The organism is Amycolatopsis sp. DSM 110486, from assembly GCF_019468465.1.
In the GTDB taxonomy this organism is placed as follows: Bacteria; Actinomycetota; Actinomycetes; order Mycobacteriales; family Pseudonocardiaceae; genus Amycolatopsis.
In genome coordinates, this window is sequence record NZ_CP080519.1 from 10,541,446 (window position 1) to 10,567,636 (window position 26,191).

At 70.9% G+C, this 26,191-nt stretch carries 23 protein-coding genes; 4 read left to right on the top strand and 19 right to left on the bottom strand.

What is annotated here, in order from left to right:
* Nucleotides 1-15: 15 nt before the first annotated feature.
* Genes K1T34_RS50790 through K1T34_RS50815 form a run of 6 tightly spaced genes read right to left on the bottom strand, consistent with a single transcriptional unit; the run spans nt 16 to nt 6,174 of the window.
* Nucleotides 16-1,425 carry an MmgE/PrpD family protein gene (locus tag K1T34_RS50790; RefSeq protein WP_220241909.1) on the bottom strand — a complete coding sequence of 470 codons (1,410 nt, stop codon included), beginning with the start codon at nt 1,423-1,425 and terminating at the stop codon, nt 16-18.
* 17 nt (nt 1,426-1,442) lie between these two features.
* Nucleotides 1,443-2,144: an ABC transporter ATP-binding protein gene (locus K1T34_RS50795; protein WP_220241910.1), complete on the bottom strand. Its 702-nt coding sequence runs from the start codon at nt 2,142-2,144 to the stop codon at nt 1,443-1,445.
* Nucleotides 2,137-2,868, bottom strand: a complete 732-nt coding sequence (locus tag K1T34_RS50800; RefSeq protein WP_220241911.1) for an ABC transporter ATP-binding protein — start codon at nt 2,866-2,868, stop codon at nt 2,137-2,139. The genes K1T34_RS50795 and K1T34_RS50800 overlap by 8 nt, the downstream gene beginning before the upstream one ends.
* Nucleotides 2,865-3,908, bottom strand: a complete 1,044-nt coding sequence (locus K1T34_RS50805) for a branched-chain amino acid ABC transporter permease (RefSeq protein ID WP_220241912.1) — start codon at nt 3,906-3,908, stop codon at nt 2,865-2,867. Before K1T34_RS50805 ends, K1T34_RS50800 begins: the two co-directional genes overlap by 4 nt.
* Nucleotides 3,905-4,939 (bottom strand): branched-chain amino acid ABC transporter permease, encoded by a 1,035-nt coding sequence (locus K1T34_RS50810; protein WP_220241913.1) that lies wholly within the window; start codon nt 4,937-4,939, stop codon nt 3,905-3,907. The genes K1T34_RS50805 and K1T34_RS50810 overlap by 4 nt, the downstream gene beginning before the upstream one ends.
* Nucleotides 4,936-6,174 (bottom strand): ABC transporter substrate-binding protein, encoded by a 1,239-nt coding sequence (locus tag K1T34_RS50815; protein WP_220241914.1) that lies wholly within the window; start codon nt 6,172-6,174, stop codon nt 4,936-4,938. Before K1T34_RS50815 ends, K1T34_RS50810 begins: the two co-directional genes overlap by 4 nt.
* A 335-nt stretch (nt 6,175-6,509) precedes the next feature.
* Here K1T34_RS50815 and K1T34_RS50820 point away from each other — a divergent pair, with 335 nt between their 5' ends.
* The 3 genes from K1T34_RS50820 to K1T34_RS50830 all read left to right on the top strand — a co-directional run bounded on the left by K1T34_RS50820 (nt 6,510) and on the right by K1T34_RS50830 (nt 9,720).
* Entirely contained in the window at nt 6,510-7,913 is a 1,404-nt protein-coding gene (locus K1T34_RS50820) for an MmgE/PrpD family protein (RefSeq protein WP_220241915.1), read from the top strand.
* A gap of 148 nt (nt 7,914-8,061) precedes the next feature.
* Nucleotides 8,062-8,829, top strand: coding sequence for an IclR family transcriptional regulator (locus K1T34_RS50825; RefSeq protein WP_220241916.1), 768 nt, complete (start codon nt 8,062-8,064; stop codon nt 8,827-8,829).
* A 36-nt stretch (nt 8,830-8,865) separates the two neighbouring features.
* Nucleotides 8,866-9,720 carry a CoA ester lyase gene (locus tag K1T34_RS50830; protein ID WP_220241917.1) on the top strand — a complete coding sequence of 285 codons (855 nt, stop codon included), beginning with the start codon at nt 8,866-8,868 and terminating at the stop codon, nt 9,718-9,720.
* A 62-nt stretch (nt 9,721-9,782) separates the two neighbouring features.
* On the opposite strand, the gene K1T34_RS50835 is transcribed toward K1T34_RS50830, so the two are convergent.
* From K1T34_RS50835 to K1T34_RS50890, 12 genes are all read right to left on the bottom strand, one after another.
* Entirely contained in the window at nt 9,783-11,252 is a 1,470-nt protein-coding gene (locus tag K1T34_RS50835; RefSeq protein WP_220241918.1) for a dihydroorotase family protein, read from the bottom strand.
* A 26-nt stretch (nt 11,253-11,278) separates the two neighbouring features.
* Nucleotides 11,279-12,706, bottom strand: coding sequence for an MmgE/PrpD family protein (locus K1T34_RS50840; protein WP_220241919.1), 1,428 nt, complete (start codon nt 12,704-12,706; stop codon nt 11,279-11,281).
* Complete coding sequence (locus K1T34_RS50845) at nt 12,703-13,515, bottom strand: cyclase family protein (protein ID WP_220241920.1); 813 nt, start codon at nt 13,513-13,515, stop codon at nt 12,703-12,705. The genes K1T34_RS50840 and K1T34_RS50845 overlap by 4 nt, the downstream gene beginning before the upstream one ends.
* Entirely contained in the window at nt 13,512-14,708 is a 1,197-nt protein-coding gene (locus tag K1T34_RS50850; RefSeq protein ID WP_220241921.1) for a CaiB/BaiF CoA-transferase family protein, read from the bottom strand. The genes K1T34_RS50845 and K1T34_RS50850 overlap by 4 nt, the downstream gene beginning before the upstream one ends.
* Before the next feature lie 848 nt (nt 14,709-15,556).
* Nucleotides 15,557-16,309: a pseudouridine synthase gene (locus tag K1T34_RS50855; RefSeq protein ID WP_220241922.1), complete on the bottom strand. Its 753-nt coding sequence runs from the start codon at nt 16,307-16,309 to the stop codon at nt 15,557-15,559.
* The gene (gene scpB, locus K1T34_RS50860; protein ID WP_255638865.1) at nt 16,299-17,123 is read right to left on the bottom strand and encodes an SMC-Scp complex subunit ScpB; all 825 of its coding nucleotides are present in this window, start codon (nt 17,121-17,123) and stop codon (nt 16,299-16,301) included. The genes K1T34_RS50855 and scpB overlap by 11 nt, the downstream gene beginning before the upstream one ends.
* 278 nt (nt 17,124-17,401) lie before the next feature.
* Nucleotides 17,402-18,436 carry a ScpA family protein gene (locus tag K1T34_RS50865; protein ID WP_220241923.1) on the bottom strand — a complete coding sequence of 345 codons (1,035 nt, stop codon included), beginning with the start codon at nt 18,434-18,436 and terminating at the stop codon, nt 17,402-17,404.
* Entirely contained in the window at nt 18,436-18,837 is a 402-nt protein-coding gene (locus tag K1T34_RS50870) for a cobyrinic acid a,c-diamide synthase (protein ID WP_220241924.1), read from the bottom strand. Before K1T34_RS50870 ends, K1T34_RS50865 begins: the two co-directional genes overlap by 1 nt.
* Entirely contained in the window at nt 18,834-19,838 is a 1,005-nt protein-coding gene (locus tag K1T34_RS50875) for a ParA family protein (RefSeq protein ID WP_220241925.1), read from the bottom strand. Before K1T34_RS50875 ends, K1T34_RS50870 begins: the two co-directional genes overlap by 4 nt.
* A gap of 123 nt (nt 19,839-19,961) precedes the next feature.
* Nucleotides 19,962-20,864, bottom strand: a complete 903-nt coding sequence (gene xerD / locus K1T34_RS50880; protein ID WP_220247850.1) for a site-specific tyrosine recombinase XerD — start codon at nt 20,862-20,864, stop codon at nt 19,962-19,964.
* A gap of 99 nt (nt 20,865-20,963) precedes the next feature.
* Nucleotides 20,964-21,605, bottom strand: coding sequence for an NUDIX domain-containing protein (locus tag K1T34_RS50885; protein ID WP_220241926.1), 642 nt, complete (start codon nt 21,603-21,605; stop codon nt 20,964-20,966).
* Complete coding sequence (locus K1T34_RS50890; RefSeq protein ID WP_220241927.1) at nt 21,602-23,302, bottom strand: CTP synthase; 1,701 nt, start codon at nt 23,300-23,302, stop codon at nt 21,602-21,604. Before K1T34_RS50890 ends, K1T34_RS50885 begins: the two co-directional genes overlap by 4 nt.
* Before the next feature lie 96 nt (nt 23,303-23,398).
* Here K1T34_RS50890 and aroA point away from each other — a divergent pair, with 96 nt between their 5' ends.
* On the top strand, nt 23,399-24,709 hold the full coding sequence (gene aroA / locus K1T34_RS50895) for a 3-phosphoshikimate 1-carboxyvinyltransferase (protein ID WP_255638175.1): 1,311 nt from the start codon (nt 23,399-23,401) through the stop codon (nt 24,707-24,709).
* Nucleotides 24,710-25,005: 296 nt separating this feature from the next.
* Here aroA and K1T34_RS50900 read toward each other — a convergent pair whose 3' ends face one another.
* Nucleotides 25,006-26,157 (bottom strand): acyltransferase, encoded by a 1,152-nt coding sequence (locus K1T34_RS50900; protein WP_220241929.1) that lies wholly within the window; start codon nt 26,155-26,157, stop codon nt 25,006-25,008.
* Nucleotides 26,158-26,191 lie beyond the last annotated feature (34 nt).

Below are 26,191 nucleotides of genomic sequence, written 5' to 3' on the forward strand. Positions count from 1 at the left end.
TGCGGCAGGTGAGGATCACGGAGTGGCGAGCACGCGCAGGACATCTCGCACGCCCCTCGCCTCGGGCAGTGCGGCGGCGCAGTCGACCGCCCGCTGGAGCGCCGCCTCATCGCCCAGCAGGTCACGCAGCAGCACGAGAGTCCGCTCGTGGTCGAAGGGCTCGTGGGCGGCGTCGCCGACTGGGTTGGCGACCTCGTGCCGCAGGACCCGGCCGTCGGTCAGCGTCAGCTCGACGGCCGCGCCGCGGGCGTCGGGCAGGCGGGCGTCGAACTCGGTGCCCGAGACGACCTCGACCCGCTCGGCCAGTGCGGCGAACCGGTCCTCCCGCGAGCGGTCGAAGCCGTCGGGAGCGACGCGGCCATCGAGCAGGGCGGTCGTCACCACGTAGGGAATCGAGAACATGGCGGCCAGCCGGTTGCTCCATCGGGTGCGGCCGAGCGCTGCCGCCATCGAGTACGTCGTGACCCGCACCCGGGTGATGTCGCTGTCGGCGAGCCCGTCCTGGTGCAGTCGTGCTCGCAACACGAGGGTGGCATCCGCGCTGGGGTGGGTGAAGGCGCACGAGGCGTGCCGTTTGAAGTAGCCGAGCCCGATGTCCCAGCGCAGGCCGAGCTGCTCGACCAGGGCGACCGGGTCGAACGTGCCGAGCAACCCGCCCAGGCTGTGGGCGGCGATGCCGGTGGCGTGCGCGATCCCGGCCTTGGCCAGTCGCGCGGCGGCGAGCCCAGCCACGTTGCTGGCGCCCATCCACTCGTTGCGCACCGCGTTGCCGTCGAGTGCCGCGGAGAAGGGCCCGGCGATCGGCATGCCGCTCGCGGTGTCGACGGCGGCGGCGATCCCCGCGGTGTCGAGACCGAGGAGCTTGGCGCAGCCCGCGGCTGCGCCGGTGACGCCCCAGTTGCCGTGCGGGTGCAGACCCGGCGCGCCGCGGCTGGCGCGGCCGTACCGCGCGGCGACCTCGTAGGCGACGAGCAGGGCCGTCGCGGTGGCCGGACCGTCCGTGTCGAGCGCGCAGGCGAGTGCCAGGACCGCCGGGAAGCCGTGCGCGGCGGGGTGGCCGGCCGCGAACTTGTTGCCCTCGTCCATCTCCAGGCTCACCAGCGCCGTGGCGTTGAGCCAGGCCGCGGCCTCGACCGTGGTCTCGACCCCGGTCCCGAAGACCGGTACCGGTCCGGGTGAGGGCGCCCAGGCGTCCACGAGTGCGGCGCGCTCGGGAAGCCGAGCACCCAGGACCGTGACTCCGAAGGTGTCGAGCAGGACCAGACGCAGCCGCTCTCGCACGTTCTCGGGTACGGCGTCCCACCTCAGCGCGCCGGCCCAGCCGGCGAGCCGGTCGAGGGCCTCGAGCGCCGCCTGCTGATCCGGGTCGAGCCCGACTTCGTTCGCTTGATCCGTACCGGGATCAACGGTAACCGTCTTCCCCACCTTCTCCGTCGTTTCGTTCACAGGCCGAGGTAGGCCTTCTTGACCCGCTCGTCGCCGGCCAGCTCCTTGCCCGGGCCTTCGAGCGCGATGGTGCCGCTCTCGAGCACGTAGGCCCGGTCGGAGATCGAGAGCGCCTGAGCGGCGTTCTGCTCGATCAGGAGAACCGAGACACCCGTGTCGCGGATGGCCGCGACGGCCTTCAGCACGTCCCAGGTCAGCTTCGGCGAGAGGCCGGTCGACGGTTCGTCGAGCATCAGCAGCCGCGGCTTCGCCATGAGGGCCCGGCCGATGGCGAGCATCTGCTGCTGGCCGCCGCTCATGCTCTGGGCCGCCTGCTTGCGGCGCTCGGCCAGGATCGGGAACAGCTCGAAGATCCGCTCCAGCTCCTGCGCCACCCGCACGCCGCGGCGCGTCCACGCGCCCAGGACGAGGTTCTCCTCGACGCTCATGGGGCCGAAGAGGTCGCGATCCTCGGACACCTGCACGATCCCGCGCCGCACGATCTGGTGCGGCCGCAGCCCGGTCAGCGGCTCGCCGTCGTAGGTGACCGCACCGGAGAGCGCACTGATCAGTCCGCTGATCACGCGGAGCGTGGTGGTCTTGCCGGCACCGTTGGCGCCGACGACGGAGACCAGTTCCCCCGGCCTGACCCGCAGGCTCATGTCGTGGAGGATCTGCAGCTTGCCGTAGCCGGCAGCGATGTTGTCGAGCTCAAGCACCGGGCAGCTCCTGTCCGAGATAGGCCTCCACGACCGTCGGGTCCGCGACCACTTCCGCGGGCTCGCCCGAGGCGATCACCCGTCCGCGGTCGAAGACGACGACAGAGTCGGAGAGCTGCATGACGGCCTGCATGATGTGTTCGACGAACACGAGCGTCAGGCCCTCCGACTCACGCAGGCGGGCGAGCAGGTCGACGACGGGCGCCCGTTCGGCGGGCACGAGGCCGGCCAGGACCTCGTCGAGCAGCAGCAACCGCGGACGGGTGGCGAGCACCCGGGCCAGCTCGAGCCGCTTCAGCGCAGCTGTGTGCAGCGAGTCGGACACCACGTCCGCCCAGGCCGCCATGCCGGTCGCTTCGATGACCTCGTGCGCGTGGTGATGGGCGCTGCGGTGATTGCCGCCCCGCGACAGTGCTGCCGCGACGACGTTCTCCCGGACCGTCATGGAGCCGAACGGACGCATCAGCTGGAACGTTCGCGCCATGCCGAGCCGCGAGATCCGGTGCGGCGACATCCCGCTCACGTCCTTGCCGAAGAGCTTCACATGGCCGGTATCCGGCCGCAGTGCGCCGGCGATGACGTTGAAGAACGTCGTCTTGCCCGCGCCGTTCGGCCCGATGATGCCGACGATCGAACCTTCGGCGACGTCGATCTCGACCTCGCTGAGTGCATGGACGCCACGGAAGGACTTGCTCACGTCGCGTACTTCGAGAGCGGTGCTCATCGACGCTTCCACCAATCGCGGATCGATCCGACGATGCCTTTGGGCAGGACGAGGGCGATCACGATCAGCAGGATCGAGTAGAGCACCACGTCCAGCCCGCCCCGGCCCGAGAGGAATTCCAGGAAAGTGGGCGGGTTGCGCAGCCAGCCGGCCGTCAGGTCCGAGAGCGGGCCGAGGATCAGTGCGCCGACGAGCGGGCCCCACAGGGTGGCGACGCCGCCGATGACCGCCGGGGCGATGGCCTGGACCGACTGGGCCTGGCCGAACGCGATGTCGGGATCGACGAACATGAAGTACTGCGCGTAGAACATGCCGGCGACGGACGTGATCGCCGCGGAGAGCGCCATCGTGGTCAGCTTGACCCGCATGACGTTGACGCCCAGCGCGTCGGCCGCGTCCTCGTTGTCGCGCACGGCGACCGTGTGGATGCCGGTGCGCGACCGAAGGTAGAACATCGTGATCAGCAGGCAGATCACGACCAGCGCGAGGCCGATGTAGTAGTACTGCGGCGCGTTGGCGGCGAACTGCAGCATCGACCACGAGTTGTCGGGCAGCAGCGGGACGTGGAACCCGGTGGTGCCGTTGACCCAGCTGGTGTTGGTCGCGAGCAACCGCAGCATCTCGGCGAAGGCGAACGTGGCGAGCGCGAAGTAGGCACTGCGCAGCTTGTAGCGGAAGGCGAGGTAGCCGATGCAGATGGCCACGAGTGCCGCCAGCATCGCTCCGACGACCAGCGAGATCCACGGCGACCAGCCGAAGTGCTCCAGGAGGTAGACGTCGGTGTACGCGCCGATGCCGAAGAACGCCGCGTGCCCGAAGCTGAACATGCCACCGTAGCCGCTCATCAGGTTCCAGCCGATCGCCATGATCGCGAAGATCAGCACCCGGACCGCGATGGTCTGGCTCGACTCGGGCAGGAGTGCGGGAGCGAAAGCGGCCAGGACGGTGATGACGACCAGGATGATCAGGGACCGCTGGATCGACTGGCGGCGATTCTGGATCGCCGCTGATCCCGGTCGCGTCTCGGTGGTGATGGTCATGATGACGTGGCTCCGAAGATGCCCTGCGGACGGATCAGCAGGATGAGCAGGAACAGGATGAAAACGCCCAGCAGGGGGCTCTGACCGGCGATCGCGACACCGCCCAGCTGCTCGACCAGGCCGACGATCACACCGCTGATGACGGCGCCCATCACGTTGCCCAGCCCGCCCATCACGACGACGACGAAGGCGAGGATGTTGAACTGGTCGCCGGCGGTCGGGGTGATCGTGGTGAACGGCGCGATGAGCATGCCGGCCGCCCCGGCACAGGCGGTGCCCAGGCCGAAGGTGACCGCGTAGACGAGCCGCACGTCGATGCCGACCAGTCCCGCCCCCTGCCGGCTGGCGGCGACAGCGCGGATCGCCCGGCCGAACGAGGTGCGCTCCAGCAGCAGGAAGACCAGCACGGCCAGTACCAGGGCGCCGCCGAGGGCGATGACCCGGGAGAGGTTGGCGACGGCGCCGAACACGTGCACGCCGGGGTCGCTCTTCAGGTTCGCCGACAGCGGGTCGCCGCCGAAGACCAGCAGTAGGACATTGCTGATCAGCAGCGACAGGCCGAGGGTGATCAGCAGCTGGCGCTCGAGCGTGCCGCCCATCGTGCGGTTGAGGAGCAGGAGCTGGATCAGGAGGCCGAGCACGAAGAGCCCGAGGATCGCGACCGGGAGGGCGATGTAGGGGTTCAGCCCGGCCTGGTGCGCCACCTCGTAAGTGATGTAGAGACCAACGGCGAGGAAGGCACCGTGCGCGAAGTTGACGATGTCGAGCACGCCGAAGACGAGGGTGAGGCCCATCGCGAGCAGGCTGTAGACACCGCCGGAAATGATGCCGGTGAGCAGCGCCTGGCCGGTGATGCCCATGCTGCCCGAGCGCAGCAGCGCGGCGATGAAGAGAACGACCAGCAAGGCGCCCGTCACGATCAGCGGCGTCGAATGGCGCAGGCTCAGCCGCGACGTGGCGCGGCTACCGCCCCGGAGGGCGGTCCCGTCCTTCGACGGAACCGCCCCTCCGGCGTTCGTCGGGCCGGTCACTGGCCCGGGTTCGCGGGGTAGACGGGGCTCTTGACCGCAGCGGACTGCGGATAGACCACGACCGGAGCACCGTTCTGGACCTGGGTCAGCACGGGCAGCGAGGTGGAGTTCTCGCCCTTGTCGCTGAACTTGATCGGGCCGTCGGAGAGAGTCAGCGGCGTCAGGTTGGTCTGTGCGATGGCGTCGCGAACCTTCGACGCGTCGGTCGAGCCGGCCTTCTCGAGCGCTGCCGCGATGACACGAACCGAGTCGTAGGCGAGGGCCGCGCCGGTGCGCGCCTCGTCTTTGTAAGTCGTCTTGTAAAGGGCGCTGAACGCCTTCGCGTCGGCGCTCTTGTCGTCGAAGTGGTAGTTCACGTCGAAGTACCCCTGGGAAGCCGAACCGGCGTCGGTCGGGAACTGCGGCTGGTCGAACGCACCGTCGGCTGCGCCGACCACGGCGTCGAGGGCCGGCTTGACCGTCTGGATCGCCTTCGCGGCGAGGACACCGTCGCGGTAGTAGCCCGAGACGACGAGGACGTTCGCGCCGCTCGCCTTGACCTGGGCGATCTGGGTGGTCAGATCGGAGACGCTGGCCGCGTCATAGGTGATCTCCGGACCCATCTGGAGGCCGCTCTTCTGGGCCTCGGCCTTGAACGCCTGATAGACCCCGGTGCCGAACGCCGTGGCCTCGTGCAGGTAGGCAACCTTGGTGACCGGGCGATTCGCCGCCGCGGAGATGGCCTTGACGTACTGGGCCGCAGTCGTGCCGAACCGCGAGTTCTGCGGCTGCATGCGGAACGAGTACTTGTAGCCGTGCGAGAGGATCGCGTCGTCGCCCGAGACGTCCATGACGAAGGGGACCTTGTTGCGCTCGGCGACGGCGGCGACATTGGCGCTCACGGCGCTCTGGTAGGTGCCGACCAGGGCGACGACGCCGTCACCGACGAGGCGCTGGGCCTCGCTCTGGCCGGTGTCCGGCGTGCCCTTGGTGTCGCCCCCGTCCAGCTCGAGCTTGGCGCCACCGAGCGCTTTGATGCCGCCGGCGTCGTTGATGGCCTTGATGCCGAGCTTCACGCCGTTCTCGAGCTGGGTTCCGTCGCCCGCGTTGGCACCCGAGAGGGGGTGCAGGGTGCCGATCTTGATGACCTTGGCGTCCCCGCTCGAACCGCCGCTGCCGCCGCCCGCACAGCCGGCGAGGAGTACGGCCCCGGAGCCGACCGCGGCGACCAGCTTCACGAAGGATCTTGTACGCATCCTGATGACTCCTGATCTTGATGAAGAGTGGCGCTGTGATCGTTCCGCTAATCGGAACGCCCCGATCAAGTTCCGCTGACTGTGGCATGTGGTCGTACTCACGTCAAGTGGTACATCGATGATTGAGGTCACGTGCACTTCGCGACCGCAGAGCCGGACTCCAGGCAGAGCGCAGGTTTCGCCTGGGCATTGACTCCCGACGGGACGGCAGCCAGACTTGTTCCGTCTACAGAAACGCAGTTGTTACAGTGGCTTCCGGCGGTGGCGGCCGGCCGCGCGCGTCCCGTGCGCGGCGCCCCCCGCGGTCCTGTGCCCCGGCTATCGAGGAGATCCCCGTGGAGAGCGCGTCACCGCCCGTGCCGACAGCCGGCGCCGGCCTCGCCGCGCGCCTGGGCACCTTCGCGGCAAGTATCCGCGAGCCCGCGGCCCCGGACGCGGTACGGCACCGGGTACGGGCGCTCGTCGCCGACGTGGTGGCCACGGCGGCCGCCGGTCTGGCCCGGCCCGACATCGCGGTTCTCCAGGCCACCTACGCGATCGGTGCCGGCCCCAGCAGCGTGCTGGGCCACCGGACGGGTTTCCCACCGGCCCAGGCGGCATTCCTCAACGCGATGCCGGTCGCGCGCGAGCAGCTCCAGGACGGGCACCGGCGCGCTCGCGGCCATCCGGCGTCCCACGTGGTGCCGGCCGTTCTCGCTGCCGCCGAGGCCTGCGGCGCCGATGGCCCGGCGACGCTGTCGGCCGTGCTGGCCGGCTACGAGACGGGCGTGCGGATCGGCCTCGCGATGGGCGGGACCCCGGCCGGGGTCCACGACATCGGGACCTGGGCGACGCTCGGGGCCGCGGCCGGCGTTGCCCACGTGCTCAGCGGTGGCGACGCGGAGACCATTGCCGGGGCCATCGACTCGTGTGCCGCGCTGACCACGGTGCCCGACGCGCCGGGGGTCTTCGACGGCTGGACCAGCCAGAACCTCTACCTCGCCTGCGCGGCACAGACCGCGGTCATCCACGGCCAGGCGGCCGCGGCGGGCCTCCGGGCGCAGCCGGGAACACTGGAACGCCACTTCGCCCGCTGGGTCGCGGCCGACCAGGGCGGATTCTCCGAGCGGCTGATCGCACTGGTCGCCGCCGGCGACTGGACCATCACCCAGGGGTACCTCAAGCGCCACCCCACCTGCGCCCTGCTGCACGGCGTCAACGACGCCGTCGAGGACCTCGCGACCCGTCCTTACCGGCCCGAAGAGATCGCCGCGGTCACGGTCCGCACCTACGCCGCGGCGGCCGCGTTCGACAACGTGCGGCCCCGCAGTGAAATGGCCGCCCGGTTCAGCATCCCGTGGAGCGTGGCCGCCGGTCTGGTCCTGGGCACACTGCGGACCCACGCGTTCGAGTCCGGCACCCTCCGCGTCACCGCGGTGCGGGATCTGGCGGCTCGGGTGCGGGTGGAACACGACCGGACCCTCGACGCCGGGTATCCGGCGGGGCGCCCGGCCACGGTCACCGTGCGGTTCACCGACGGCACCCAGCTCACCGCGTCACGCGACGGCGCCCCCCGCGGTGACGGGCCTGACGCGGTCGACGACCCGGTGGTCGGTCAAAAGGCCGCGACGCTGCTGACCGACGCCGTCGGTGAGAGCGGGGCGCGGGCAGTGCTCGCTGCCGTGGCCTCTCTCGGCCAGGACGGCCCGATCCCGTTCGGCCTCGTGCTGCGCACGCTCGACGTACGACGGCCGTCGTGAAAATCGGCACCGGCCGCACCGGCCGCCCCCCGGGCCCCTCGGGTATCGCGCCGGGAGCGCGATCCGCGGATCTGACGGGCGAACGTGATCCGCGCCGACCTTGCCTCGTTTCGTGAGGCCGAACTTGTCCGGAAGAAAAGGGGATCCTGTGGTTCGCGAACGGACGGTCGAGACTCCGGGAGGTACCGAGGCCGCGGACCGGGTCGCCGACGTCCTCCTCCTCTTCGCGCGGTCCGACAGTCCGCTCGGGGTATCCCAGATCGCCCGTGACCTGTCCCTCAGCAAGGCCGTCGTCCACCGGATCCTGCAGTCCCTGGTTTCCCGCTCACTGGCCAAGGTGGCGCCCGGTGGGTCGTCCTATGTGCTCGGACCGGCGGCGCTGGGTCTCTCGGCGCGGGCGTGGAGCCAGATCGACGTGCGCAGCATCGCCTCGCCGATCCTTCGTCGGCTGCGAGACACCACCCGGGAGACCACGACCCTCTCGGTGCTCGTCGGCAACGAGCGGATCTACCTCGACCAGTTCGAATCTCCCGAGGAGGTGAAGATGGTCATCGAGATCGGGCCGCGTTACCCCCTGCACTCCGGTGCTTCGAGTCGCGCGATCCTCGCCTTCCTCTCGCTCTCCCTCATCGACGAGGCGGTCCGCCAGCTGCGCGCGCGGCGCGCCGGTCTGGACGAGAACGCCTACCGCGACGGCCTGGACCGGGTTCGCGAGCACGGATATGCCACGTCCATCAACGAGCGCAACACCGGCGCCGCCTCCATCGCCGCACCGTTCTTCGACTCGGCCGGCAACGTGATGGGCTCCATCAGCTCCTCCGGTCCGGCCTTCCGCTACGCGATCGAGGACCACGAGGAGCACGCGGCGCTTGTGGTCGAGGCGTCGCACGCCATCACCCAGCGTCTGCGCGGCTGACCCAGCCCCCGACCCGACAGCCCAGCAGGAGACACCGTGCTGCCCCGCTCGTTCCTCTACGTTCCCGCCTCACGCCCGTCGCTGTTCGCCAAGGCCTCGACCGGGGCGGCCGACGCCGTCATCCTCGACCTCGAGGACGCGGTGCCGGTCGCCGAGAAGAGCGCGGCCCGCGGCGCGGTCGCCGCCTGGCTGGGCCGGGACCGCCAGGCCCCGGGAGCCGAGGCCGGCGCCCAGACCTGGGTCCGGGTCGACGCGGATCGGCTCGCCGATGATCTCGAAGCCGTCGTCCGTCCTGGCCTCGACGGCATCGTGCTGGCCAAGTGCTCCCCCAAGTCCATGAGCGAGCTCGCCGCGCGGCTCGACGGAGCCGAAGCCGAGCAGGACCTGCCCCCGGTGCCCGTCGTCGGGCTGGTCGAGGACGCGGCTTCGGTGCTCGCCCTCGGCGAGCTCGCCGCCCATCCCCGCCTCACGACACTCGGCCTGGGCGAGGTGGACCTGCTCGCCGCCCTCCGGATCGCCCGCACCACCGCGACCGCCGACGCGATCACCCAGCTCAGACTCCAGGTCGTGCTCCACTGCGCCGCCGCGGGCCTCGCCGCACCGGTGGCGCCCACGTCGGTCGACTTTCGCGACCTCGACGCCTTCCGGCGAACGACCCGGGAGCTGGCCGACCTCGGCTTCCGCTCACGAACCGCCATCCATCCCGCCCAGGTCCCCGTGATTCACGAGGTGCTGGCCCCCACCGCCGAGGCGGTGGCCGCGGCGCGTGACGTCCTCGATCGGTTCTCCGCGGCCCAGGGCGGAGTGACGCTGGATGCCGCGGGACGGTTGATCGACGCAGCCGTGATCAGATCGGCCCGGGAGACGCTCGGACGCCGTCGGGATGACTGAGGGACCGGCCGGCGCCTGACGGCGCCGACCGGTCCCCCTGGGAGATCTTGGATATCGGTGCGTCAGGCCTGACCCGAGCGCTTCACGAACCGGCCAGTCGGGGTGCCGACGATCTTCTCCGCACGCAAGACCTCGGTGCCGCGGACCCAGGTGTCGGTCACCTTGGCCGTCAGCTCGAAGCCCTCGAACGGGGTGTACTCCTGCGTGGAGAGCGAGTCCTGCGCGTGCACGGTGTAGTCGACCGTGTCGTCGAGCAGGCAGAAGTCGGCGTCGTACCCGACGGCGAGATCACCCTTGCCGCGCAGCCCGAACCGCTCGGCCGGGCTCTTGGCGACGAGTTCGGCGATGCGCGGGTAGGACAGACCACGCTTGCGGCCTTCACTGACCATGCCCGCCAGCAGGTACTCGGTGCCGCCGAAGCCGGATTTGGCCACGAAAACGTCCTCGCGGGGCTCGCCGAACTTGGTCTCGTCGCGGCAGCACGCGTGATCCGAGGTGACCCACGAGAAGTGGCCGGCCAGCAGGTGTTCCCACAACGACTCGACGTCTTCGCGGGAGCGAAGCGGCGGGTTGACCTTGCCGCCGAGGTTGGCGGTCGTGAAGTCGGCGAGCAGGTGGCCGACCGTCACCTCGCGGCGGAAGTCGATGTGCGGGAAGGTCTCCTGCATCATCATGGCGGCCTCGATCGCCTTGCGCGAGGTCAGGTGCAGCAGGTTGATCTTGGGCAGCTCGGTCTCGTGGGCCAGGTAGGAAGCGATGGTGATCGCCAGGCCCTCCGAGTGCGGCGGCCGCGAGGCGCTGTACGCCTCGAGGCCGGTCAGCTTGCCCTCCTGCTCGACCAGCTTGGTGTAGGCCCGCATGATCTCCGCCGTCTCGCAGTGCAGCGACAGCGAGATGTTCTCGCGGTCGGCAGCGAACCGGGGGTCGCGACGCGCCTTCTCGATGCCCCGCATCACGAACTCGAAGTGGGCCAGGTCGTAGGACTCGTCCTCGGGGATCATGAGGAACGAGCTCTGGTCGCTCGAGCGGCCGTGCAGCCCGTGGCTGCCGTAGAACATGAAGATCTTGAACGAGGGCACCCCGAACTCCCCGATCAGGTCGGGGATCTCGTCGATGTGCTCCTTGAGGATCGGCGCCACGTGGAACGCGTAGTCGATGAAGGAGCGGCCCTCCGCGGCTGCCAGCACGTCGGGGAACACTTCGCGGTACGGCCCGGTCCGGTTCATGTAGTAGGCACCGGTGCGGATGTAGGTGATGCCGGTCGTGACACCGCCCTGCGCCGAGGCCTGGCTCTCCGAGCTGGTGTCCTCGCCGAGTTCGTTGTAGATGCCCCAGTGCTGGTGGACGTCCACCACACCGGGGAAGAGGTGCTTGCCGGCGGCGTCGACCGTCTCGGCTGCGCGCTCGGAGTCGATGCTCGGCTCGAAGGCGGCGAACTTGCCGTCCTTGACGGCGACGTCGAGGCGCTCGGGGGCATCGCTCGCGGGGCGCACCACCTGGGCGTTACGGATCACCAAGTCGAATTCAGCCATTTTCCCTCATCCTTCGGTTGTTCGTCCTACGTGCGAGCGGGGTCGTCGACCTTCGTCAGGGAAGCGAGCAGCTCCATGAGGTCGGTGCAGTCCTCGAGCGTGCGGCAGGCCGCCGCGAGTTCGTCGGCCCGATCGGGAGGCAGCACCCGCCGGGCGTTGTCGTGGAACTTGGCGGCCAGCTCTTCGAACGAGAGCGGTCGCTGCGGGCCACCGCGGTTCGTGAACACCTCGGCCACCACCTCGCGGCCGTCCTTGAGCCGCGCCGTGAGCACCGCGGGGAACTGGTGCGGGAAGATCTCCGTGCACCGCTCGTCGGCCGTCACGTCCACCTTCGCCATCAACGCTCTTCGCTCGGGGTCCTGCGCGAGTTCGTCGGTGTAGTCGTCGAGCCCGGCACCGAGACCGGAGCCGCCCAGCAGGCCGAGCACGACCGCGTAGGGACCGCTGAACTGGGCCATGTAGCCGGTCTGCGGCGTCCGCTTCACCTCGATCGGCTCCCCCACCGTGCGCAGGTTCTGCGCCGGTACGCCGAGCTGGAGCGAGACTATGTCCTCGACCCGTACGCCGTCCGCGCGCAGCTGCGCGGCGGCGTCGACGGCCGCGTGCGTGAAATGGTTCGCCGGGTAGGGCTTGAAGAAGATGCCCGGGACCGACCACTCGGTCCCCAGCCCGTCGACGATGGCCGCCGGGTCGAAGATGCCGTGCAGCCAGGCCTGGAAGAAGCCGAACCGGCCCTCGAGCACCGTGGGCGGACCGGTCAGGCCGAGCTTGACCAGCTCCGCCGCGGAGACAGCCGCGTGCGCCGCCCACCCGCAGTGGATCCGCTTGACCGTGCCGCCGGTGCGGTTGGCCTCGATGATGCCCGAGGCCAGCGAGGCCGTGACGCCGAGCGCATCGACGACGGCTTGCTCATCGCCACCGGCGAGCAGCGTCGCCGCGACCGAGGCACCCATCGCGCCGCAGATCGACGTGGCGTGCTGGCCGTGCTCGAAGAAGACGGAGTTGTTGCTCGCCTGGTCGTAACCGGCCATGCCGAGCCGGACGCAGATCTCGATCCCGATCGCGACCGCCCGGATGAGCTCACGACCGTCCGCGCCGGCACGCTCGGCGGCGGCCAGTGCCGCAGGGACGACCGAGGCGCTCGGATGAAGGACCGACGGCAGATGGGTGTCGTCATAGTCGAGGGAGTGAGCGAGGACCCCGTTGACGAAGGCGGCCATGTTGGCGGGCAGCCGGCCGGGCACACCGACGGCCGAGGCGGCGCCCGTCCCGCCCTGGCTGCCGGCCCACTCCCGCGCGGAGCGGCTGGTTTCGAGCGTGCTGGCGGCGGCGGCGATGCCGAGGATGTCGAGCACCCGCATCTTCACGCTCTCCACGACCTCGGCCGGGAGGTCGTCGTAGGACGTGCCGGCCGCGAAGGCGCCGAGCTGCTGGGCCAGGGTCTGCTCGCTCACGCGGTACGCACCGCCAGCGGGCGCACCGGCGACCCGGTCGCGCCGTAGATGTTGAGCGGCACCAGCACGAGCGTGAACTCCGCCCACCCGCGGCCGGCCAGCTCCTCGAGGTCGAGCGCCTCGATGAGGTAGATCCCGCTCTCGACGAGCAGGACACGGTGTGCCGGCAGCAGCGCGTGCCCACCGCCGGGCGCGAGCCGCTCGAACGCGATGGTGTCGGCGCCGGCGGCGTGGATGCGCCGCTCGGCGAGCCACTGAGCGCCGGCCTCGCCGACCCCCGGGACCCCGGACGGCCCGCCCACGTAGGCGCCGCCCTCGGCGAACTTCGTGCCCCAGCCGCTGCGGATGAGCACCACGTCTCCCTCACCGACACCGCCGTCCGCGTTCTTGGCGGCCGCTTCCAGGTCGCCGACGGTGATCTCGTAGCCGCCGTCGAGGCAGCCGACTCCGTGCAGTCCCGCGATGTCGAGGAGCACACCACGGCGGATCATCGGCGCGATGGAGTGAACGCCGAGCGCGTCGTACTTGCCACCGACCCCGGCCTGCATCGCGTCGACGCCGCCGAACATGAGCCCGTCGTGCGAGACGTGCGCCAGCGCGTCGATGTGCGTGCCCACGTGGCAGCCCATCGTGATCATGTCATTGGCGGCGCTGCCCCCGTCGGCACGCGTCATGTCGCCGTGGCGGCGCGGCAGGGTGTGCCAGAACTGGGGGTGGTTCGGGGACTGGGGCATGCCGACCCGCAGCTGTCGTCCCAGGTCGACCACGTCCAGCCCGCCCTGAACCGCGCTGAGCAATGCATCGGTCATCGGATGATCCCACTCTCCTTGAGCTCGGCGATCCGGCCGGCCTCGAGGCCGGCCTCGGTCAAGACTTCGTCGGTGTTCTCGCCCAGCCCGCGGCCGGTGAACCTGATCGCCCCCGGCGAAGCGCTCATCCGCCACATCACGTTGTGCTGCAGCAGCGGCCCGAAGTCGGCGTCGTCGACCTCCAGCAGCATCTGCGTCTCCCGCACGTGGGGATCCTCGACCAGGTCGCGGGCGTCGTAGACGGCGGCGATGGCGGCACCGGCCTCGGTGAAGGCGCTGATGACCTCGTCACGGCTGCGCTGCGCGATCCAGCTGCCGACGTAGTCGTCGAGCAGGTCGACGTGCGCCGCCCGGCCGCCGCCGGTGGCGAACCACGGTTCGCTGATCACCTCGGGATGGCCGACCAGCTCCAGCACCCGTTCGGCGATCCGCTGGGCGCTGGTGGAAACGGCCACCCACCCGCCGTCCGAGGTCCGGTAGGTGTTGCGCGGCGCGTTGTTGGTCGACCGGTTGCCATGGCGCTGCTCGACCTCGCCGAGCTGCTGGTAGATCGTCGGACCGGGCCCGACGGCTGCCATGATCGGCTCGAGCAGGCTCATGTCGACGACCTGTCCCTCGCCGGTCCGGTCGCGGTGGCGGAGCGCCATCATCACGGCCGACGAAGCGGCGATCCCGCAGATGCTGTCAGCCAGGCCGAAGGCCGGCAAAGTCGGCGGGCCGTCGGGCTGCCCGGTCAGCGAAGCGAAGCCGCTCATGGCTTCGACGAGCGTGCCGAAGCCGGCCCGGCCGGCGTAGGGACCGGTCTGGCCGAAGCCGGTGAGCCGCACGAGCACCAGCCCGGGGTTCTCGGCGAACAGCGCGTCGGGGCCGATGCCCCACCGCTCGAGGGTCCCCGGACGGAAGTTCTCGACGACGACGTCCGCCGTCTTCGCCAGAGCACGGAACACCTCGCCGCCGCGCTCGTCCTTGAGGTCGAGGGCGACGGTCCGCTTGTTGCGGCTGATCTCCTTCCACCACAGCGGGACGCCGTTCTTGCTCCGGCCGTGGCCGCGCATGTTGTCGCCGTTGCGCGGGTGCTCGATCTTGATCACGTCGGCACCGAAGTCACCGAGGATCTGACAGCAGAACGGGCCCGCCAGGATCGTGGACACGTCGAGCACGCGTAGTCCGTCGAGAGCTGCCGCTGAAGCCACTCGAACCTCGTTCCGTCAGAAGAAACACTCCATCTGGCGACGACTGTAGCCGGAACGGGCGTCCACCTGAAGAGGTCGAGTCGAATCTGCGGACATTGAGGCTATCCCCACATGCAAGCCCGACCAGACCGCTGTGATCACCCGCGGTCGGATCAATGACTTCCCTGTCGATCACGTTCCGCTTGCCGGAACGGCGATGGGCGAGCACCCCGGCGCCGGTAGGTGATCGAGCGGCAGGCCCACCACTTGCGCGGCCGGCGACCGGGAGGTGCGGCGGCTCGACGGCGCCGGCCTCGTCTGGCCGGCGCGCCACGGAGCCGTACTGGTCCGGCGGTGTCCGGAGGGAAGGAGAAGGACGGCCGCGCCGGGGCCTCGGCGATCCGGTGTCCCAACGGGACGAAATCGTCGGCGCGGCCTTGTCTCACAACGGGATCATGGCTCCCGGCAGAGCTGATGACGGGGCGATCGCAGCGCGACGCCGAGCCTCGCGCGTGTCGCAGCGAGGCCGGCTACGTGATCGGGCTCCAGCGTCTGGTCGCCGGCGACGGCCGGAGTCGCGCGAAACGATCGGAAGGTGTGCCGCACTCGCGGGACGGGGCCGGGCTCGGGAGTCACCCTTCCCCCGTCCGGGGCTTGAGTGCCGCGGCAGGTGCGGGGACGGGCGGCTCCTGAACGAAGCCCGCTGTCGAGCCGCGGCGTGACCTCGTCCGTGCCGACCTCGGTTCAGCCCGCCGTTAGGCCACGGCCATCCACCGATGCGGCCGGTCGCCGCAACTTCGACCCGACCGGCTCGACGCCGCCGGCGAACCCGGGGCGTCGATCAGGTCGCCAGGGTGGAAAGCCGGTGTTTACAGGTCCACGTTTCGGTACAGCGAGCCGACCTCACCGCGGTTGAGCCGGCGGATCGTGCCGGGGCGCTGGGCACCCAGCTGCACGTCGCCGATTGCCGTGCGCACGAGCTTGCGCACGGGGTGGCCGGTCGAGGCCATGAGCCGGCGCACGATGTGCTTGCGACCCTCGTGGATCACGAGCTCAATCATGCTCCGGCCGGAGTGCATGTCCTTCACGCGGAACTGGTCGACCTTCACGATCCCGTCGGGCAGCTCCCAGCCGGCGCGCAGCTCCTTGCCGAGCCCGCGCGGCACGAGACCCTCGACCTCGGCGAAGTAGGTCTTGAGCACGTTGTACGACGGGTGCATCAGCCGGTGGCCGAGGTCGCCGTCGTTGGTGAGCAGCAGCAGGCCCTCGGTGTTCTCGTCGAGCCGGCCCACGTGCACGACGCCGGGGGTCTCCTCCCAGCGGCCGCGCAGGTAGTCGCCGACGCACGGGCGGCCGCGGTCGTCCGACATCGTCGAGTGCACGCCCTTGGGCTTGTTGAAGGCGAGGTACACGAGGTCGTCGCGCAGGTTCACGCGCGTGCCGTCGACGTGGATCACGGCCTCGACCGGGTCGACGCGGCGGCCCAGCTCGGTGACGATCTGGCCGTCCACCTCCACCCGGCCCTCCACGATCAGGTCCTCGGCCGCGCGCCGCGACGCGATGCCGGCCTGGGAGAGGACCTTCTGCAGCCGGACGCCGTCGGGGTGCTGGTCAGATGTCATCGATGGTGTCCACTTCGGGTAGCAGCGGAGCGATCGGGGGCAGGTCGTTCAGCGACGACAGCCCCAGTCGCTCCAGGAACAGCTCGGTCGTCACGTACAGCGTGCCCGTCGTCTCGGGGTCGGTGCCCATCTCTTCGATGAGGCCGCGGGCCAGCAGGGTGCGGATCACGCCGTCGACGTTGACCCCGCGCACCGCGGCGACCCTGGCCCTGGTCACCGGCTGCCGGTACGCGATCACGGCGAGGCTCTCCAGCGCGGCCCGGGTCAGCTTCGACCGCTGGCCGTCGAGCAGGAGCTTCTCCACGAACGGGGCGTACGTGTCTCTAGTGTAGAACCGCCACCCTTCGCCGACGCGCCGCAGGTCGATCCCGCTGCCCCGCTCGGTGAGCCGCTGCGCCATCGTCCGCAGCGCGACGGTGACCCGCGCCACCGGCTGCGCCACGGTCTCGGCCAGCATCTGCTCGCCCGCCGGTGAGTCGACGACGAGCAGCAGCGCCTCGAGAGCGGCCTCCAGCGCCTCGTCGGACGTCACGTCGGGCAGGTCGCTGACCGGCTCGACACCCTCCTCCGAGTCCGGCTGCTCGGCTCCGGCGGCCGCCTCCCCCGGCTCGCCCTCGCCCGATTCGGCTTCGGGGCGCTCGGCTTCGGCGCGCTCGGCGTCGGACTCGGTTTCCGGCTGGGCGCTCGGCTCGGCGGACTCGGGCTTCGGGTGTGCCTCGCCCGCCTCCGCGGCTTCGGCCTCGGTGTCGGCCCGAACCTCGCTCGCCTCGACGGCCTCGGGTTCCGGCTCGGGTTCCGCCGGGGCCTCGGTCACCCCGGGCTCCGGCTCGGCCTCGTCCGCGCTCGCCTCGTCCGCGCTCGCCTCGTCCGCGCTCGCCTCGTCCGCGCTCGACTCGGCTTCCTCCGGCGCCCTGTCGCTTTCGACCCCTTCGCCGGTCGTGCCGGGCGAAGCCGCGGCAACGTCCTCCTGCGGAGAACCTTCCGGCGCGACACCGGGTTCGGGCGGCTCGGACACCGACGCGTTCGGCGTCACGACCTCATCGAGGTCGATCGCTTCCACGGCCGGCGTCGCGGCGCGGTCGTCTTCGGTGCTCACCCGTACTCCTCTTCGTCGGCCGCCGTGCGGTCGTGGGCCGCGGCGGCCGAGGCCTCCGCGACGCTGCCGCCGGTCCAGCGCACGTGGAGCTCGGCGAGCGCCTCGAGCTGCTCGAACTGCACCGTCGACTCGCGGTACAGCTCCAGCAGCGCGAGGAACCGCGCGACGATCTCCACGGTGTACTCGCAGTCCTCCACGAGCTCCTTGAACGTGGCCTGCCCCACCTCCGCGAGCTTCAGCCGCAGCAGCGCCGCGTGCTCGCGCACGGACACGTGGCCCATGTGCAGGTGCGCGAGCGACACCGTCGGCGGCGGCTTCGGTTTGAAGACCGTGACGGCGATGTCCGCGAACTTCGGCGGCGTCACGCCGAGCATCACCTCGGGCAGCAGCCCGACATAACGCTCCTCCAGCGCCACCGAGCGCGGGTAGCGCCGCAGCGCGCCTTGCTCCAGCTCGCCGAACAGCGCCGCCACCTGCTTGTACGCGCGGTACTGCAGCACGCGCGCGAAGAGCAGGTCGCGGGCCTCCAGGAGCGCGAGGTCGTCCTCGTTCTCCACTTCCGCCGAGGGCAGCAGCCGCGCGGCCTTGAGGTCCAGCAGGGTCGCGGCGATGACCAGGAACTCCGTGGTCTCGTCGAGGTTCCAGTCGGACCCGAGTGCGCGCGTGTAGGCGATGAAGTCGTCGGTGACCGTGTGCAGCGCGACCTCGGTGACGTCGAGCTGGTGCTGCGAGATCAGCTGCAGCAGCAGGTCGAACGGCCCCTCGAAGTTCTTCAGGCGCACCTTGAACTTCGAGGTGCTGAGCTCCTCGGCGTAGCCCTCCGGGATCGTCCCGCCGTGCACGGTCTCGTGCTCGACGGGCTTCTCCTCCTGGCCCGGCGTTTCCTCCGCCGTCGCAGTTTCGCCCTGGCCCGCCGTCTCGTCCTGGCTCGGAGTCTCGTCCGGGCTGGGGGTTTCCTGCTGGATCGGCGTCTCGGTACCCGGGGCCGCGGCGTCCGGCTCCGGCTGCTCGGCCGATGCCGGTTCGTCCATCAGCCCTCGGTTCCGCCTTCTTCTTCCATCGCCTGCAATCGCTGGACCAGCACCGAATCTTCGCCGCGCTGGTCGAAGTCCGCGATCAGCACGGCCACGGCCTCGCGCACCAGGCGGCCGCGGTCGACCACGAGGTTGTGCTTGGCCCGCAGGTTCAGCCGGGTCTGCTCCATCGCGAGCAGCTCGTCGCCCGCGACGTACACCGTGATCTTCGCGTCGTGCTTCGTGCGGCCGGAGCCGCTGCGCGCCGCGGCGCGGCTGAGCTGGTCGGCGTCCTCGCTCTTCCTCGGGAGCGGTTCGGCCGGTGCGGGCGCCGCCGGCCGGTCGAGTGCCGGGCTGACAGGGCTGGAGGTGAGGCGGAAGAGTTCCGACGCTCCGGGCAGGGAAGCGCGCCTGCTCACCGAGCGATCACCTCGCGAGCCAGCGCGCGATAGGCTGCCGCGCCGGCCGACTTGGGGGCCCAGGTCGTGATCGGCTCACCCGCGACTGTCGTCTCGGGGAACCGCACGGTGCGGTTGATCACCGTGTCGAACACGATGTCGCCGAATGCCTCCACCACGCGAGCCATGACCTCCTTCGAGTGCAGGGTTCTCGGGTCGTACATCGTGGCGAGAATCCCCGTGATGTCCAGTTTGGGGTTGAGGCGTTCCTGCACCTTCTCGATCGTGTCGATCAGGAGCGCGACGCCTCGCAGACTGAAGAACTCGCACTCCAGGGGGATGATCACACCGTCCGCAGCGGTCAATGCGTTCACCGTCAACAGGCCGAGCGAGGGCTGGCAGTCGACAAGAACATAGTCGTAGTCGTTCATGACCGGACGAAGGACCCGTAACAACGTGTGTTCGCGCCCTACCTCTGCGACGAGCTGGACCTCGGCCGCGGACAGGTCGATGTTGCTCGGCAGCAGGTCAACGCCGTCGACGCGGGTTTTGCGGAGCACGTCCTCGATGCCGACGGAGCGCTCCATGATGACGTTGTAGACCGTCTGGTCCAGCTCGTGCGGCTGGATGCCGAGACCCACCGACAGGGCGCCCTGCGGGTCGAAGTCCACGAGCAGCACGCGGCGCCCGCACTCGGCGAGCGCCGCACCCAGGTTGATGGTCGACGTGGTCTTGCCGACGCCGCCCTTCTGGTTGCACATCGCGAGCACCTTGGCCGGACCGTGGTGGTCGAGCGGCGCGGGTTCGGGGATCTCGCGCAGCGGCCGGCCCGTGGGACCGATGCCGCTCTCTTCGCGCTCCTTCGCGCGCAGCCGGGCTCTCTCGGCGCGGCTCAGGCGCGGGCCGTCGGACGGCTCGTCCCCGTCGTGGTTGGCGGGGGTGGCGATTCGCGCCTGGGAGAGGCTAGCCGCGGCCGAACCGGCGGACGCGGCCGGGCGCTCCGGCTGGTTCGGTGTCGACATGGCGGGAAAGCTCCTTGTTTCGGCGTCCCCGGCAGCCTATGCGCGGAGTCGGAGCCCCGGCAAAGCGCCGCGCCGGGCCGGGCGCGCGAAGTCACCACTGGTGGCTGATGCCCTGAGGCCGGTTCAGCCCAGCGCGCGCGGGTGCGCCGTGGCGTAGACCTCGCGCAGCGTGTTGACCGTGACGAGCGTGTAGACCTGCGTCGTCGTCACCGAGGCGTGGCCCAGCAGCTCCTGCACGACGCGCACGTCGGCACCGCCTTCGAGCAGGTGCGTGGCGAACGAGTGGCGCAGGGTGTGCGGCGAGACGTCGGCGGTGATCCCCGCGCGTTCGGCGGTGTCCTTGAGGACCTGCCACGCGCTCTGGCGGGACAGCCTGCTGCCGCGGGCGTTGAGGAACATCGCGGACGTGCCGCGCCCGTGCGCCGCGAGCACCGGGCGCGCCCGCACGAGGTACGCGTGCAGCGCCTCGACCGCGGGCCGGCCGATCGGGACGAGCCGCTGTTTGCCGCCCTTGCCGTCGAGCAGCACGGTGCGGTCGACGTCGTCGACGTCGTCCACGTCGAGCCCGACGGCTTCGGAGATCCGGGCGCCGGTGGAGTAGAGCAGTTCGAGCAGCGCCCGGTCGCGCAGCGCGCGCTCGCCGTCGGGCGGCGGGGTCTCGAGCAGCTTGAGGACGTCGGTCACGGGCAGCGCCTTGGGCAGCCTCTTCGCCGCGGCAGGCGGGCGGACCTCGCGCGCGGGGTCGTGCTCGGTGATGCCGTCGGCGTGGGCGAACTTGTGCAGCCCGCGCACGGCGACCAGCGCCCGCGCGGCCGAGGACGCGGCGAGCGGCCGGTGCTCCTCGTCGCCTTCGCGCAGGGCCGCGCCGAACGACGTGACGTGCGCCGCCGTCACGTCCGGGAACCGCGTGACGTCCGCGGCGGCGAGGTGCGCGGCGTACCGCCGCAGGTCGCGGGCGTAGCTGTCGAGCGTGTTGCGGGCGGTGCCGCGCTCGACCACGAGGTGGTCCAGGTACGCGGCGATCACGTCCCCCACCGCCGTCCTGCCCGTGCCCGTCACGGGGTCACACTCTAGGCCGCCGGGCCGTCCGTGCCCGCCGACGCGCGGCGGGCACGGACGGGTAGATCAGCCTTCCGCTCGGCGCCGGGCGAAGCGAGTGGGCCGGTCCCGCCACGGCGCGTCGGCCGGGCGGGCCTTCGCCGCGCCGGTGACCACCGCGTGGGCGGCCAGCACACCCGAGACGGTCGCGCCGTTCACCACCTCACCCGAGAGCGCCATGGCGACGGCTTCGGCGAGCGGGAACTTCTTCACCACGAGGTCGGCCTCCTCCTCGCCGAGCACCTCACGGTCCACTTCGGACAGGCCGCGGGCGAGGAACACCCGCACCACCTCGTCGGTGAACCCTGGCGAGGCGGCCACGTCCACCAGCGTCGACCACTCGTCCGCCGCCAGCCCGACCTCTTCCACGAGCTCGCGCTTCGCCGCGTCGACGGGGTTCTCCCCCGGCTTGTCGATCAGACCCGCCGGCAGCTCCCACAGCCGGCGCCCGAGCGGGTGCCGGTACTGGTGGACCATCGTCACCGCGGCATCGACACCGCTGCCGTCGAGCGTGAGGATCGCGACGGCACCGAGGTGCTCCACGACCTCGCGATTCGCCGTCCCGCCGCCGGGCATCACCACCTCGTCGACCCGCAGGCCGACGACGCGTCCGATGTGGACGACCCGGGTGCCGGCGACCGTGAACTCGTGCGTGCCGGGCTCGGTCACCGGGCCGCCACGGGCGCCTCGGCGAGCTCCACCGGCAGCCGCTCGGCGACCTTGCGGTCCACCACGGCCTTCACGAACGCACTGAAGAGCGGGTGCGGCCGCGTCGGGCGGCTCTTGAGCTCCGGGTGCGCCTGCGTGCCGACGAAGAACGGGTGCACGTCGGCCGGCAGCTCCACGAACTCGACCAGGTGGTCGTCGGGCGAGGTGCCGGAGAACACGAGCCCGGCGTCGGAGAGCTGCTTGCGGTAGGCGTTGTTGACCTCGTAGCGGTGACGGTGGCGCTCGGAGACCTCGGTGCTGCCGTACGCCTTCGCGACCTGCGAGCCCGGCTTGAGTTTCGCCGGGTACGCGCCCAGGCGCATCGTGCCGCCCATGTCCCGCTCGCCCGCGACCACGTCACGCTGGTCGGCCATCGTCGAGATCACCGCGTGCTCGGTGTCCTCGTCGAACTCCGCCGAGTTGGCGTCCGCGATGCCCGCCAGGTGCCGCGCGCCTTCGATGACCATGCACTGCAGGCCGAGGCACAGCCCGAGCAGCGGCACGCCGCGCGTGCGCGCGTACTCGATGGCGCCGACCTTGCCCTCGATGCCGCGGATGCCGAACCCACCGGGGATCAGCACGCCGTCCACATCGGACAGCACCGAAGCGGCGCCCGACGCGGTCTGCGCGTCGTCCGAGGCGACCCACACGATCTCGACCTTGGCGCGGTGGGCGAACCCGCCCGCGCGCAGGGCCTCGGTGACCGACAGGTACGCGTCGGGCAGGTCGATGTACTTGCCGACCACGGCGATCCGCACCGTCTCGCTCGGGTTGTGCACCCGGTTGAGCAGGTCGCCCCACACCGTCCAGTCGACATCGCGGAACGGCAGCCCCAGGCGGCGCACCACGTAGGCGTCGAGCGCCTCGCCGTGCAGCACCTTGGGGATGTCGTAGATCGAGCGCGCGTCCGGGCAGGCGATGACCGCCTCCGAGTCGACGTCGCACATCAGGCCGATCTTGCGCTTGAGGTCCTCGGGGATCTCCCGGTCGGCCCGGCAGACCAGCGCGTCGGGCTGGATGCCGATGTTGCGCAGCGCGGCAACGGAGTGCTGGGTCGGCTTGGTCTTGAGCTCACCCGACGGCGCGAGGTAGGGCACGAGCGACACGTGCAGGAAGAAGCAGTGATCCCGCCCGACGTCGTGACGCACCTGGCGGCACGCCTCGAGGAACGGCAGCGACTCGATGTCGCCCACCGTGCCGCCGACCTCGGTGATGACCACGTCCGGGGTGTTCCCGTGCTCATCCGGACCGGCCGCGGCGGTGATGCGCGACTTGATCTCGTCCGTGATGTGCGGGATGACCTGCACCGTGTCGCCGAGGTACTCGCCGCGGCGTTCCTTGGCGATGACCTCCGAGTAGACCTGGCCGGTCGTGACGTTGGCCTTGCCGTCGAGGTCCCGGTCGAGGAACCGCTCGTAGTGCCCGATGTCGAGATCCGTCTCCGCACCATCGTCGGTGACGAACACCTCACCGTGCTGGAACGGGTTCATCGTCCCAGGGTCGACGTTGAGATAGGGGTCGAGCTTCTGCATCGTGACGCGAAGCCCGCGTGCGGTAAGGAGCTGGCCGAGGCTCGAGGCCGTCAATCCCTTACCCAGAGAGGAGGCGACGCCTCCGGTGACAAAGACAAACTTGGTAGCCCGCGACTGATGTCCCACGGGCCGCCAGCATATCGCACGCACGCCGATCCGCTCGTTCGCGCCCGTTCCCGGCGCGGCGGCGTTGACGGAGACCGCCACGCTAGGCTTCGTTGCGTGACGGATGCGCACAAGGACGACCACGCCGACCACTGGGCCGCACCGGTCGCGGCGGCGGCACTCGACGCGCGGGTGCGCGTCCCGGGCTCGAAGTCGATCACGAACCGCGCCTACGTGCTGGCTGCCCTCGCGGGCGCGCCGACGCGGGTGCGCGTGCCGCTCGACTCGCGCGACACGCGGCTCATGCTCGGCGCGCTGGCCTCGCTGGGTGCCCGGTCGGAGGAGACGGCCGACGGCTTCCTCGTCCACCCCCTCGGCGCAGGCGGCAGCAGCCACGGCGAGCCGGTCGAGGTCACGCTCGGCAACGCCGGCACCGTCGCCCGCTTCACGCCCGCGCTCGCCGCGCTCGGCGACTCCCCCGTGCTCTTCGACGGCGACGAGGCCATCCGCCGTCGCCCGATCGGCCCGCTGCTGGCCGCGCTGCGCCGCCTCGGGGTGCGCATCGACGACGACGGCCGCGGCGCCCCGCCCTTCACGGTCCACGGCGACGGCGGGGTCCGCGGTGGCACGGTCGACCTCGACTCGTCGGCCTCGAGCCAGTTCCTCTCCGCGCTGCTGCTGGCCGGTCCGTCCTTCGACCGCGGCGTGACCGTGCGCCTGGTCGGCGACGCGCCGCCGAGCGAGCCGCACATCGCGATGACGCTCGACATGCTGCACCGCTTCGGCGCCACCGTGGAGCGCGAAGGCGCGGAGTTCCACGTCGCGCCGGCGAAGCTGTCGTGCCCCGAGTACGTCGTGGAACCGGACCTGTCCACGGCCGCGCCGTTCGTGGCCGCCGCCGTGGCCGCGGGCGGCACCGTGCGCGTCGCGGGCTGGCCGAGCACCACGACCCAGCCCGGCGACTGGCTGCGCAGCTTCCTGCCGGCGCTCGGCGCGTCGGTCCGGCTCGAGGACGGCGGCCTCGCCGTCACCGGCGGCTCGCACATCCCGGGGGTCGAGCTCGACCTGCACGAGGTCGGCGAGCTGACCCCGGTGGTCGCCGCGCTGCTGTGCTTCGCCGACGGCCCGTCGGTGATCAGCGGCGTCGCGCACCTGCGTGGCCACGAGACCGACCGGATCACAGCACTGGCCACGGAGCTGTCGGCACTGGGCGGCGACGTGTCCGAAACGGACGACGGCCTGCGCATCACGCCGGCCCCGCTGCACGGCGGCGTCTTCCACACCTACGACGACCACCGCCTCGTCATGGCCGCGGCCGTGCTGGGCCTGCGCGTGCCCGGCATCCGCGTCGAAAACCCCGCCACGGTGGGGAAAACGTTCCCGGCGTTCGTCGAGACGTGGACCGGGATGCTCGGCTCGAGCCAGTAGCGGTGTTATTGGCCTGTGTTATTGGCCTGTGTTATTGGCCCCGCCTTCGGCAGGGCGTGCGAGATCGCCTTTGAGCCGGCTTCCGGATGGGGCGGTCGGATCGGCCGGGGGCCGATCGCACCGCCCCATCCGGAAGCCGGCGCGATCTCGCCGGTGGGTTGCGGCCCGGGCGACACGCAGCTGCACAGCGCCCACCCAAGTTAGGGTGGCCTTACCTTGAGCGAACTCGAGACAGAGGGAACAACATTCGCCCGCGCGGGTTCGTACGCGATTCCGTTGCCTAAGCGGAGGGTTGCTTAGGCGGAAGCGGTTTCAGCCGCCCGCTTGAGCTCCAGGCGCGGCCGGCCCGTCAGTGCTTTGCTCCACGGCAGCCGCCGCAGCACCTCGACGAGCACCAGCGTCAGCGCCACCGTGGCCGGGTAGACGACCACGGTCGTCCACGGCGCCCCCACGCCGTCGCCGACGAACGCGATCAGGGGACTCAGCAGCGCCAGGGCGAGCGGGTGCGTCAGGAAGATCGCGAACGACCGGTCCACCGCCCACGACACCACCCGGCCGCCGGGCCGGCCCGCCTCCGCCCAGCGCGTGCCCGCGAGGAGCAGGCCCGCGATGGCCGCGACGCACCACGGCACGAGGTAGGGCCGGAACGCGTCGCTCGCCAGCTCCGGCCACAGTCCGTTGTGGACACTGACGAAGTAGCCCGTCTCGGCCACGGCGAGGGTGACCACGAGCCCGCCGGCCACGAACCACCGGTGCCGCCGCACCCACGCCTGCACGGCCTCGAAGTGCACGGCCGCGACGGCGCCGAGAACCGAGTAGAACTGGTACGGCAGCAGCGTCGTGAAGAACCGGCTCACAGTCGAGTACTCCACGCCTTCGGGTGGGTAGCTCAGGAAACACGTGACCGCGATGTGCACCGCGCCGGAGATCCCCAGCACGAGCCACGGCCGGCGCTCGAGCGTGCGCACCAGCTTCATCAGCACCGGGAACAGCAGGTATACCTGCAGCGTCACGAGCAGGAAGTACAGGTGGTACCACGCCGTCCCGTCGGCGATCTCGATCCCGAGCGCGCGCAGGGCCGCGGCGACGGAGCCGACGGGCTGCTCCGCGGTGACCAGCGAATAGCCCCAGTAGAGCACCGACCAGACCACGTACGGCACCGCGACCAACGGCACCCGCCGGCGCCAGAACGCCATCGGCCGCGGCGGGCGCGAGCGGTAGGAGAACACGAGCACGAATGTCGTCAACGCGAAGAACGCCTCGCGGGTGAGGTGCAGCGGCATCTCGAGCGCGTCGGACACCACGTCCTGCGGGAAGGTCGTGGCCCCCAGCACATGCATGAAGATCACCAGGGCGAAGGTGATCACGCGGTACAGGTCGAGCTGGTACAGGTGGGCCGCCCGCGCCGGGGCCGCCGCGGGTGCGGGGGCGATCTCGGTCGTGGTCATCGTGCGGCCGGGCGCCCGGGTGCGGAGTGGATCA

Coding starts and splice junctions, on each gene's coding strand:
- K1T34_RS50800 (WP_220241911.1), bottom strand. CDS start 2,868: ATGAGCACCGCTCTCGAAGTACGCGACGTGAGCAAGTCCTTCCGTGGC.
- K1T34_RS50805 (WP_220241912.1), bottom strand. CDS start 3,908: ATGACCATCACCACCGAGACGCGACCGGGATCAGCGGCGATCCAGAAT.
- K1T34_RS50815 (WP_220241914.1), bottom strand. CDS start 6,174: ATGCGTACAAGATCCTTCGTGAAGCTGGTCGCCGCGGTCGGCTCCGGG.
- K1T34_RS50835 (WP_220241918.1), bottom strand. CDS start 11,252: ATGGCTGAATTCGACTTGGTGATCCGTAACGCCCAGGTGGTGCGCCCC.
- K1T34_RS50845 (WP_220241920.1), bottom strand. CDS start 13,515: ATGACCGATGCATTGCTCAGCGCGGTTCAGGGCGGGCTGGACGTGGTC.
- K1T34_RS50855 (WP_220241922.1), bottom strand. CDS start 16,309: ATGACATCTGACCAGCACCCCGACGGCGTCCGGCTGCAGAAGGTCCTC.
- K1T34_RS50865 (WP_220241923.1), bottom strand. CDS start 18,436: ATGGACGAACCGGCATCGGCCGAGCAGCCGGAGCCGGACGCCGCGGCC.
- K1T34_RS50875 (WP_220241925.1), bottom strand. CDS start 19,838: ATGTCGACACCGAACCAGCCGGAGCGCCCGGCCGCGTCCGCCGGTTCG.
- K1T34_RS50900 (WP_220241929.1), bottom strand. CDS start 26,157: ATGACCACGACCGAGATCGCCCCCGCACCCGCGGCGGCCCCGGCGCGG.